General features: G+C 73.7%; 9 protein-coding genes. 6 read left to right on the forward strand and 3 right to left on the reverse strand.

Going from position 1 to position 10,906, the window contains the following annotated elements:
* Positions 1-247: 247 nt before the first annotated feature.
* Complete coding sequence (locus ACZ4UX_RS03160) at positions 248-895, reverse strand: TetR family transcriptional regulator (RefSeq protein ID WP_329488227.1); 648 nt, start codon at positions 893-895, stop codon at positions 248-250.
* Between the two features lie 426 nt (positions 896-1,321).
* On the opposite strand from ACZ4UX_RS03160, the gene ACZ4UX_RS03165 reads away from it, so the two are divergent.
* The gene (locus ACZ4UX_RS03165; protein ID WP_465705213.1) at positions 1,322-3,694 is read left to right on the forward strand and encodes an outer membrane protein assembly factor BamB family protein; all 2,373 of its coding nucleotides are present in this window, start codon (positions 1,322-1,324) and stop codon (positions 3,692-3,694) included.
* A gap of 45 nt (positions 3,695-3,739) precedes the next feature.
* Here ACZ4UX_RS03165 and galE read toward each other — a convergent pair whose 3' ends face one another.
* On the reverse strand, positions 3,740-4,726 hold the full coding sequence (gene galE / locus ACZ4UX_RS03170; protein ID WP_465705215.1) for a UDP-glucose 4-epimerase GalE: 987 nt from the start codon (positions 4,724-4,726) through the stop codon (positions 3,740-3,742).
* A 174-nt stretch (positions 4,727-4,900) separates the two neighbouring features.
* Here galE and ACZ4UX_RS03175 point away from each other — a divergent pair, with 174 nt between their 5' ends.
* Complete coding sequence (locus ACZ4UX_RS03175; RefSeq protein WP_465705217.1) at positions 4,901-6,043, forward strand: S1C family serine protease; 1,143 nt, start codon at positions 4,901-4,903, stop codon at positions 6,041-6,043.
* Positions 6,044-6,210: 167 nt separating this feature from the next.
* Here the strand turns inward: ACZ4UX_RS03175 and ACZ4UX_RS03180 are convergent, their stop codons facing one another.
* On the reverse strand, positions 6,211-7,434 hold the full coding sequence (locus ACZ4UX_RS03180; RefSeq protein WP_465705219.1) for a sensor histidine kinase: 1,224 nt from the start codon (positions 7,432-7,434) through the stop codon (positions 6,211-6,213).
* 299 nt (positions 7,435-7,733) lie between these two features.
* Here ACZ4UX_RS03180 and ACZ4UX_RS03185 point away from each other — a divergent pair, with 299 nt between their 5' ends.
* From ACZ4UX_RS03185 to nuoH, 4 genes are read left to right on the forward strand one after another with little or no spacing between them, the layout of a single operon-like run.
* Positions 7,734-8,150, forward strand: a complete 417-nt coding sequence (locus ACZ4UX_RS03185) for an NADH-quinone oxidoreductase subunit A (RefSeq protein WP_329488224.1) — start codon at positions 7,734-7,736, stop codon at positions 8,148-8,150.
* Positions 8,141-8,785, forward strand: a complete 645-nt coding sequence (locus ACZ4UX_RS03190; RefSeq protein ID WP_329488223.1) for an NADH-quinone oxidoreductase subunit B — start codon at positions 8,141-8,143, stop codon at positions 8,783-8,785. The genes ACZ4UX_RS03185 and ACZ4UX_RS03190 overlap by 10 nt, the downstream gene beginning before the upstream one ends.
* A complete protein-coding gene (locus tag ACZ4UX_RS03195; protein WP_465705221.1) occupies positions 8,782-9,933 on the forward strand; it encodes an NADH-quinone oxidoreductase subunit C in 1,152 nt (383 codons plus the stop codon). Before ACZ4UX_RS03190 ends, ACZ4UX_RS03195 begins: the two co-directional genes overlap by 4 nt.
* 2 nt (positions 9,934-9,935) lie before the next feature.
* Positions 9,936-10,889: an NADH-quinone oxidoreductase subunit NuoH gene (gene nuoH / locus ACZ4UX_RS03200; protein WP_359803663.1), complete on the forward strand. Its 954-nt coding sequence runs from the start codon at positions 9,936-9,938 to the stop codon at positions 10,887-10,889.
* Positions 10,890-10,906 lie beyond the last annotated feature (17 nt).

Below are 10,906 nucleotides of genomic sequence, written 5' to 3' on the forward strand. Positions count from 1 at the left end.
CAAGGACCCCCCGGGCCCCCCCCCCCGCCCCTCCCTGGCCCCCGTTCTCCCCGGGGGACCGGGAACCCCCCCTCCCCCCTCCCATGCCGGTGGGCGGGCACCCTGCACGGGTGCCCGCCCACCGGCATGTCTGGCACGCTGCGGCACGTCGGCGGACCTCCCCCGAGGACACGGCCGCCGTCCGTCGTTCCCCGGACAGGAGGCCGGGGCTGCGTGCGGAGCGGATGGGTGGGTAGGCGGGATCGGTCTACTTGGGCGGCTTCTTGCCGGTGACACCCAGGTACACCAGGGGAGCGAGGTTGGGCTTCAGGTCCTTGACCTTGACGCCCCACGAGGTGAACGCCTTCTGGTGCTCGGCCGCCGAGGCGAGCAGCGAGACCAGCGAGCCGGCGACGGCGGCCGGGTCGAGCGACTTGTCGGCCTGGCCCTTCGTCTGGAGCTCCTTGACGGCCTCCGTGAGGGGCTTGGCGACCGCGTTGAGGACCGTCATGCGGATCTTGAAGAACCGCTTGTCCCCTTCGGCGGCACCGAGCGTGACCACTCGGAGAATGGCGTCGTTCTTGCGCCAGAAGGCGAGGAATCCGTCGACCAGTTCTTCCGAAGTGGTCGTGCCGGACTTCCCTGCCCAGGACTTTCCGGCCACCAGCTCTTTGAGGGTGTCGGAGTCCTTGGCCATTTCCTCGGCGATTTCGAGGACTGCGCCCTCGACATCCGGGAAGTACTGGTAGAAGGTCGCGGGGGAGGTACCCGCCATACGGGCGACGTCGATGACCTTGACGTCCCGATAGGGCGACGTGCTGAGCATCTCGCGGAGGCAGTCGAGCAGCTTCTGCCGCGTCTCCTGTCCGCGTCGCCCGGCGACGCGACCGTCGACGGTGCGAACTTGTCCTGTCATGCCGTCAGCTTACCGTGGCACGATCTTGGCGCGATTCGGTGATGCGACTATTACTCCGCACGGGGGGTTGCTATAGGGGGCGTGAACGACTTCGGACGGATATTCATCGGGCTCCGGAGGCGCCTGTTGAAGCCCCCCCGTGTGCTTATGACCCCACAGCGTGACGGACCCTCCGCTGAGGGGTGGTCGAGTGACAGAGCGTGACGACCGAGGTCGGATCCGAGGTGCCCGAAAAAGAGTTGCGGGCATCTCGTGTGCAAGCCGCAGGCGGAGCGGGCGTCAGAATCCGGCCGTTCCGGCGGCACTGACCGGACGGTGAGCCGGAGGGGCCTCTGGGCGGGGGAGGTTGGAGTTGACCGGGGCGGCATTGGAGAATCGGCTGCGGCACCCCGTGGCGGGTGCGGAAGACGGGGAGGTGGCAGCGGAGTGGACCAGCTGACGGCGCACGATCCGAGGCGGATCGGGCCCTTCGAGGTGCTGGGGCGGCTCGGCGCGGGCGGGATGGGCCTGGTCTACCTGGCGCGCTCCGCCTCCGGCCGGCGAGTGGCCATCAAGACCGTCCGGGGGGAGCTGGCCGAGGACGAGCTGTTCCGGGTCCGTTTCGCCCGGGAGATCGCGGCCGCCAAGACGGTGGGCGGGTTCTACACCGCCGCCGTGGTCGACGCCGACGCCGACGCCCGGGTGCCCTGGCTGGCCACCGCGTACGTCCCGGCGCCGTCCCTGGAGGACCTGGTCACCGAGTGCGGGCCGCTGCCCGCGGGGGCGGTGCGCTGGCTGGTGGCGGGCATCGCGGAGGCGCTCCAGTCCATCCACGCGGCCGGGCTGGTCCACCGTGACCTCAAGCCCTCCAACGTGCTGGTGGTCGAGGACGGTCCGCGGGTGATCGACTTCGGCATCGCCGCCGGCGTCTCCAGCACCCGGCTCACCATGACCAACGTCGCGGTCGGCACCCCGGCGTACATGTCGCCGGAGCAGGCCCGGGACAGCCGTGGCGTCACCGGTGCCAGTGATGTCTTCTCGCTCGGGTCGCTGCTGGTCTTCTGCGCCACCGGGCACCCGCCGTACCGGGGCGCCAACCCGGTCGAGACGGTCTTCCAGCTGCTGCGCGACCAGCCCGACCTCTCCGGCCTGCCGGCCGAGCTGGTGGACCTGGTGCGCGCCTGCATGCGGCCCTCCCCGGAGCACCGGCCCTCGCCGGCGCAGATCCAGGCCGAGCTGGCCCCGCACCTGTTCTCCCGTGACGACGCCTCGGGCGAGGCGGGGGACTGGCTGCCGGCCAACGCGCTGGAGCTGATCGAACGCAAGCGCGGCCGCCGCCCGGCCCCGGCCCCGGCGCCCGCCCCCGCTCCGGCGCCCGCACCGGTGCCGCCGCAGCCGGCCCCGCCGCCCCACCAGCACCAGCCGCTGCCGCCCCAGCGCCCCGCGCAGGACGACCCGCGCACCCGGCACCCCGCCGAGCGGTACGCGCCGCCCGCGCCCGGGCCGGTGCACGCGCTGCCCGGGCCGGACACCGAGGCCGCCACCGAGAAGCTCGCCGCCCCCCGCCGCCACCGGGCCCCGGTCGCAGGGGAGAGCGCCGCCGAGGTCCGGCTGCCCGGGGCCTCGGTCCGGATAGGCCCGGGTCCGCGCGCCGAGCAGGCCGGGCCGGGGGCCGCGCCCGCCGAGACGGACTGGGTCCGCCGGGCCACGCCGCCGCCGGTCCAGGCCGCCCGCTGGCGCCCCTGGCGGTTCCGGATGTCCAACGACGTCTGGGGCACCCCGGTGGTCGCCGACGGCACGCTCTTCGTCTCCAGCTTCGAGGTGCACGCCCTGGACGTCGCCTCCGGCCAGCGCCGCTACAAGACCCGGGACGTCGCCTGGGCGCTCGCGGTGGACGCCGGCCGGGTGCACGCCGCCGACGGCCCGCACCTGTACACGGTGGACGTCGCGGACGGCACCGAGCGCTGGCGCAACTCGCTGGACGGCTGGGTCTACTCGCTGGACGCCGCCGACGGCGTGCTCTGCTGCGGTGTCCGGGGCGGCGGGGTGCAGCTGCGCTCGGCGGCCGGCGGCGCCGAGCTGTGGCGCGCCGACGACGCCCAGCAGGACTACGAGAACCCGCAGTCCGGGCCGGCCCTGGTGGGCGGCGCCGCGTACTACTACGGCGGCGGGCGGCTGCGCTGCGTCGATCCGCGCGGTGCGGGCCTGCGCTGGTCCTTCCCGGTGGGGGAGGACGTGCCGTCGCGCCCCGCCGAGCGGGCCGGCGTGCTGTACGTGACGGCCGGCACCCGGGTGTACGCGCTGGACGCGGCCAGCGGCGCCGAGCGCTGGCGCTTCGAGGCGCCGGTGGTGCTCTTCACCCCGCCGACGCTGGACGCGGACGCGGTCTACGTCGCCGACTACCTCGGCACGGTCTACGCGCTCGACGCGGCGACCGGCCGGGACCGCTGGCGCGCCGCCACCGGCAACCGGCAGGGCGCCGAGCCGGTGGTCGTCGGGGACGGCATGGTGCTGGTCGGCAGCGGGGACGTGCTCTACGCGTTCGAGGCGGCCACCGGCCGGGAGCGCTGGCGCTACACCGCGCGGGGCGAGATCGTCGGCTCGCCGGCGGTCGCCGACGGCCTGGTCCACCTGGGCAGCCGCGACCACTCGCTGCACACCCTGGACCTGGTGAGCGGTCAGCTGCGGTGGGAGCTCGGCACCAAGGGCGAGCTGACCGGCTCGCCGGTGGCGGTCGGCGGGCGGGTCTTCGTCGGCAGCAAGGACCGCTGCGTGTACGCGCTGGACGCCTTCTACGGCACGGCGGTGCCCTCGCACTGAGCCGCCGTCCCGAACGCCCCGCAGGCGGGACCCCGAGGACCGGCCCTACCGCCTGCGGGCCCCCGGGTGCCGGGCGCACCAGCCCTCCCAGGCCGAGGTCACCATCTCCTCGACCCCGTGGCGGGCCGTCCAGCCCAGCTCGCGGTGGATCAGCTCGGCGGAGGCGACCACCCGGGCCGGGTCGCCGGCGCGGCGCGGGGTGACCTCGCCGGTGGTGTCGTAGCCGGTGACCCGGGCGATCACGTCCAGCATCTCCCGGACGCTGACGCCCTCGCCGCGGCCGATGTTGAGGACCAGCGAGGTCTCGCCGGGCGGGTCGGCGGCGAGCCGCCGGGCGGCCGCCACATGGGCCGAGGCGATGTCCCGGACGTCGATGAAGTCGCGGACGCAGGTGCCGTCCGGGGTGGGGTAGTCGGCGCCGAAGATCAGTGGGGCGCGCCCGGCGGTGAGCCGTTCGAAGACCATCGGGATCAGGTTGTAGGCGCCCTCGTCGGAGAGCTCGGGCGAGGCGGCGCCGGCCACGTTGAAGTAGCGCAGCGAGACGGTGGAGATGCCGTGCGCCCGGCCGACCGCGGACACCAGCCACTCGCCGGCCAGTTTGGTCTCGCCGTAGGGGTTCATCGGGGCGCAGGGGGCCGTCTCGGTGACCAGCTCGACGTCGGGCATGCCGTAGACGGCGGCGGAGGAGGAGAAGAGGAAGCGCGGCACCCCGGCCTCGGCGACGGCCTCCAGCACGTTCTGCAGGCCGGTGAGGTTCTCCCGGTAGTAGTAGAACGGCCGCTCCACCGACTCGCCGACCCGCTTCTTCGCCGCGAAGTGCAGCACGCCCGCGATGTCCCGCGAGCGCAGGGCGGTGTCCAGCGCGGCGCGGTCCAGGGTGGAGCCCTCGATCAGGGTGACCCCCCGCGGCAGCCGGGCGCGGTCGCCGGTGCTGAGGTCGTCCAGTACCGCCACCCGCTCGCCGGCCTCGACCAGCTGGTGCACCACGTGCCTGCCGATGTACCCGGCACCACCGGTGATCAACCAAGTCATGGCGTGAATCCTAGGGCTTGTCCGCCTTGCCCCAGGTCGTGCCCCGGTGACGGGCGCGTCGGGGCAATGATTCGGACATATCGGTGAAATGCTGACAAAGATCTCTGTGATCTCGATGGTTCCGCACGGAACTCGACGGCCCCGGTACGGCCGATGGAATCGGAGGCAGCCCAGGTGAACCGAAAGAAGGAACCCACCCGCCCGCTCCCGGCCGGGCCGCGCCCCACCGGCCCCCGGGCGTTCGGCGGGCGACTGACCGGGCCGGCGGCCGTCGCCGCGCTGACCGCGCTGACGGTGGCCGGGTGCAGCAGCGGATCGTCCTCCTCCTCGTCGACCGCCACCACCCCCGGTGCGTCCTCGTCGTCCTCCGCCCAGCCGGCCGGCGGCAACCAGCTCCAGGACGCCTACCAGAAGGTGATCGCCGACGTGCTGCCCTCGGTGGTGCAGATCACCACCGCGACCGGGCTCGGCTCCGGGATCGTCTACGACAACAAGGGCGACATCGTCACCAACGCCCACGTGGTCGGCACCGCCACCACCTTCACCGTCACGCTGGCCAACAGCACCAAGGCCCTGGACGCCACGCTGGTCGCCTCCTACCCGGACTCCGACCTCGCGGTGATCAAGCTGACCAGCCCGCCGAGCGCCCTCAAGCCGGCCGTCTTCGGGGACTCCGCCAAGGTCGAGCTGGGGCAGATCACCCTGGCGATGGGCAGTCCGCTGGGCCTGTCCAGCAGCGTCACCCAGGGCATCGTCTCGGCCACCGGCCGGACCGTCTCGGAGCCCCAGGGCGGTGGTTCGCCGGGTGCCACCATCGGCAACATGGTGCAGACCTCGGCGGCGATCAACCCGGGCAACAGCGGCGGCGCGCTGGTCAACCTGAACAGCCAGGTGATCGGCATCAACACGCTCGCCGCCACCGAGCCGGAGGCCAACGGGGCCGCCGCGCCCGGTATCGGCTTCGCCATCCCGGCGTCCACCATCACCAGCATCGCCGACCAGCTGATCAAGGACGGCAAGGTCACCAACTCCGGCCGGGCCGCGCTGGGGGTCACCGCCCGGACGTACTTCGACCAGAACTTCCGTCCGGCCGGGGCCGTGGTGGTGGCCGTCAGCGCGGGCGGGCCGGCCGCCTCGGCGGGGCTCCAGCCCGGCGACGTGATCACCAAGGTCGGCGACGCCACCGTCGACTCGCTGAACGGGCTCACCAGCGCGCTCGCCTCGCTCACCCCGGGGACCACGACGACCGTCGGCTACACCCGGGACGGCCAGGCCAAGACCGCCGACGTCACCCTCGGCACGCTGGAAACGCCCTAGGGCCGGGTGGGACAAGCCCTGGCCCCTCGGGTCCCCGGCGGCGGCCGCCCGCGCACCGCGCAAGGGTCGGCGGGCGGCCGCCGCACGGGTACGGGCCGGGCTCCGTCACTGCCTCGACGGAGTCCCGGCCCATTGTCGTGTCCGGCGGGGGGTGCCCGGAGGAACGGTCAGCGGCGGGCGGCGCGGGTGCGCCACGGGAGCTCGATGGTGACCGTGGTCGGCCCGCCGTCCGGGCTCTCCACCAGGAACACCCCGTCCACCGCCCGGATCCGTTCGGCCAGCCCGGCCAGGCCGCTGCCCGGGTAGGCGGCCGCGCCGCCCTTGCCGTCGTCCCGGACCAGCAGCATCAGCTGGTCGCCGGCCCGCCAGGCGTCCACCGTGGCGGAGCGGGCGCGGGCGTGCTTCGAGATGTTGGTCAGCAGCTCGCTGACGGTGAAGTAGGCGATGCCCTCGACCGCCGAGTCCGGGCGCTCCACCGTGCCGTCGGCGGCGGTCAGCTCGACGTGCACCTTGACCCCGTCCGGCACCGTGCAGCGGGCCGCCACCGCGGAGAGCGCCGCGTCCAGCCCCCGGTCGGTGAGCACCGCCGGGTGGATGCCCCGGGCCAGGTCGCGCAGCTCCTGCAGGGCCAGCTTCACCTCGCCGTGCGCGGCGCCGACCATCCGGGCCGCGGCCGCCACGTCCTCGGGCGTCTCGGTCTCGCTCAGCTTCTCCTTGGCCATGCCGAGGTCCATCGCCAGGGCCACCAGCCGGGCCTGGGCGCCGTCGTGCAGGTCGCGCTCGATCCGGCGCAGGTCGGCGGCGGCGGTGTCGATCACCGTGCCGCGGTCGTCCTCCAGCTCCCGCACCCGCTCGGAGAGCGCGCCCGGGTAGAGCAGGACCTCCACCAGCATCCGGTCGATCGCCGCCTGGAAGCGGACCACCCAGGGCAGCACCGGCCAGCCGACGACCACGCAGATCAGCGTCACCGTGAAGCTCAGCAGGCCCCAGGGCAGCAGCAGCACGTTGTAGAGCGCCGAGCGCCAGCTGAGCGGGTCGGTGAGGTAGGCGATCGCGTAGCCGGTGATCCCCGGCCGGTTCCGGCGCACCGGCTCCGGCTCGCGCACCTCGGAGCCGAGCACCGAGCGGGCCCGGCGGCGGGCGAAGGCGCCCAGGAGCCGGCACCCGGCCAGCCCGGCGGCCAGCAGCGGCAGGCCGATCACGGTGATGGAGAGCGCCAGCCCGACGGAGAGCAGGACGACGGTGAAGACGAACCCGGCGAGGCCGAGCGGCAGATTGAGCATCAGCTGCCCGGCCTGCCGCCACATCCGCGCGCCGTACAGCGGCGCGCGCTCGGGGCCCGCGTCCTGCTCCTTGAGGGCATCCGCGGCGCGGCGGTGCAGTGGCTTCATGTCGGATCTACCGTCCCTTGGGGTCGAGCTGGTGATCCAAGCTTCCCCGGTCGGGGGCGCGCGGGGCCATGGGGGTGATACGTCTTCCCGCCCGGGGGTTATCCCCACCCCCGGCCGGGGCGGCCGGCGGGCGCGGTCGTCCACCGAATGTCCATCGGCCGTCTTGCGGATCGGGCGGGATGCGGTGCTCCACGGCCGTGCACTTAGACTCACGCATTGGCGATGGTTATGACCGTGTAAAGAAACGTCGTAGAACTGCCGTGAGGGCGGTTTTCCCAGGCGATGTGGAGGCGAGGGGCATGGAGGGGCAGCCGGCAGCTGCCGTCGCGGCCGACCCGGCCGCCGGCAGCGGCTACTTCGACGCGTACGCCGCGATGGGCCTGCTCGCCGTCGTCGGCGTGCTCTTCGTCGCCGTGGCGTTCACCGCCAACCGGCTGCTGCGGCCGGTGGTGTACTCGCCGGAGAAACTCCTCGCCTACGAGTGCGGCGTGGACCCGGTGGGAGAGGACTGGGCGCACACCCAGATCCGCTACTACGTCTACGCCTTCCTGTACGTGATCTTCGCGGTGGACGCGATCTACCTGTTCCCGTGGGCGACCGTCTTCGCCGCCGCCGGCTACGGCGCCGGGACGCTGATCGAGATGTTCGTCTTCATCGGCTTCCTCGCGGTCGGGCTGCTCTACGCCTGGAAGAAGGGCGTTCTGGAATGGACGTGACCCACAACCACTCGCACGCGCACGGCGCCGGGGGCCCGGTACCGCTCGGTCTGCCGGACCCGTCGCGCCCCGGTGCGGCCGTCGGGCGGAGCAGTCTCGGCCCGCTCGCCCGGCTGGCGCCGGACCCGGTCAAGGTCGTCCTGAACTGGGGCCGCCGCTACAGCCTCTGGTGCTTCAACTTCGGCCTCGCCTGCTGCGCGATCGAGTTCATCGCCGCGTCGATGGCCAAGCACGACTTCATCCGGATGGGTGTGATTCCGTTCGCGCCCGGCCCCCGGCAGGCCGATCTGATGATCGTCTCGGGGACGGTGACCGACAAGATGGCGCCCGCCGTGAAGCGCCTCTACGAGCAGATGCCCGAGCCGAAGTACGTCATCTCCTTCGGCGCCTGCTCCAACTCCGGCGGCCCCTACTGGGACTCCTACTCCGTCACCAAGGGCGTCGACCAGATCATCCCGGTCGACGTCTACGTGCCCGGCTGCCCGCCCCGGCCGGAGGCCCTGCTCCAGGGCATCCTCAAGCTCCAGGAGAAGATCGCCGCCGAGTCGCTGCCCGGCCGGTACGCCGCGCCCGCGAGCGCGCTGCGCCGCCCGCTGGTGGCCGGCCCCGCGCCGTCCGAAGGGGGCGTCTCGTGAGCACCGCCGAGCAGTACGCGGCGTCGGTCGGCGAGTGGGCCACCGGCGCCGAGGCGTACGGGCTGGTCACCGTCGACGTGCCCGCCGAGCACTGGATCGAGGCGCTCACCGCGGCCCGGGACGTCCTGGGCCTGCGGTTCTTCGACTGGCTGAGCGCCGTCGACGAGCTGGCCGAGGGCTTCTCGGTGGTCGCCCACCTGGCCGCCGCGGACGGCCCCGGGGTGCGGCACCTGGCGCTGCGCACCAAGGTGGCGCGGGCGGGGGCCGCCCTGCCGACCGCCGTCGAGGTGTACGCGGGGGCCGGCTGGCACGAGCGCGAGACGCACGAGATGTTCGGCATCGACTTCCCCGGGCACCCCCACCTGGTCACCCTGCTGCTGCCGGACGGCTTCGAGGGGTTCCCGCTGCGCAAGGAGTTCGTGCTCGCGGCCCGGGTCGCCAAGGCCTGGCCGGGCGCCAAGGAGCCGGGCGAGTCCGACCACGGTGACGGACCGGCGCGGCGCAAGATGCAGCCGCCCGGCGTCCCGGACCCGAACGAGTGGGGCCCGCTCAAGGGCACCCTGCCGCCGGTGGCCGAGCGGCCCGCGCGCGGTGCGCGGGCGGCCGGCGCGGCGGCCCGTACGCCCCGGGCCGGTGCGGCCGCCGCTTCGGCCGAGGGCGGGCCCGCCGTCCGGGCCGACCGGCCGCGCCGGACCAGGTCGGTCGACGCGGGCTCGGTGAGCCAGGCCGCCGAGACCACCGCCGAAGGAACCACCGCCGAGGGAGCCGCCGCCGAGGCGGCGCCGCCGGTGCGGGCCGACCGGCCGCGCCGGACCAGGTCCGTCACGGACGGCTCGGCGAGCCAGGCCCCCGCCGGGGAGCCCGTCGTGGAGAGCGCCGAGCCGAAGCCCGGGCGGGCGGCGCCGGCCCGGACCCGGTCCGCGGACGCGCCCTGGCACGCCCCGGTGCCCGCGCACGGCTCCGAGGCCGAGGCCGCACCCGAGGGCACCGCCGCACCCGAGAGCGAGACCGAGACCGAGGCCGCCGCCGCGCCCGAGGCGCCCGGCGAGGCGGCCGGTGCGACCGGACCGGAGGACGGCAAGCGCGCGGAGGACGGGACGAAGGAGACGCCGGCCGACCCGGCCGACCAGGACGGAGACAGCACGTGAACCTGCTCGACACGCTGCTGCGCTGCGTCGCCACCCTCGTCGTCTTCCTCACCTTCCCCCTGGTCATCGGCCAGACCGAGCACAAGGTGATGGCGCACATGCAGGGCCGGCTCGGCCCGATGTACGCCGGCGGCTTCCACGGCTGGGCGCAGCTCGTCGCCGACGGCGTGAAGTTCGCGCAGAAGGAGGACATCGTCCCGGCCGGGGCGGACCGCAGGATCTTCCAGCTGGCGCCCGCCGTCTCCCTGCTGCCCTACCTGTTCGTGCTGCTCGCCATCCCCGTCGGGCCGGACGGCTTCGTCGGCCAGGCGATCGACGCCGGCCTCTTCTTCGTGCTGGCCGTGATGGGCGTCGGCGTGATCGGCAAGCTGATGGCCGGCTGGGCCTCGGCGAACAAGTTCTCGCTGCTCGGCGGTCTGCGGACGGCCGCGCAGCTGATGTCCTACGAGCTGCCGATGGTGCTCGCGGCCGCCTCGGTGGCGATGGCGGCCGGCACGCTCTCGCTCCCGGGGATCCTGGACGCCTGGCAGTGGTACTGGATCCCGTGGCAGCTCATCGGCGCCTTCGTCTTCTTCACGGCCGGCCTGGCCGAGCTCCAGCGCCCGCCGTTCGACATGCCGGTGGCCGATTCGGAGATCATCTTCGGCGCGTACACCGAGTACACCGGGCTGCGCTTCGCGCTCTTCCTGCTCTCCGAGTACGTCGGGATCCTGGTGGTCTCCGGGCTGACCGCGGTGCTCTTCCTGGGCGGCTGGCACGGTCCGCTGCCGGACGAGCTCGGCTGGCTCTGGACGATCCTGAAGACCTTCGCGCTGGCCTTCGTGGTCATCTGGCTGCGGGTCACCTACCCGCGACTGCGGGAGGACCAGCTGATGCGCTTCGCGTGGCTCGTGCTGATCCCGCTGGCCCTCGTCCAGCTCGCCCTCACCGGCATCATCAAGGTGGCGATCTCATGACCGAGCGCAGCGAGCTC

It is taken from the genome of Kitasatospora sp. NPDC028961 (assembly GCF_055564815.1).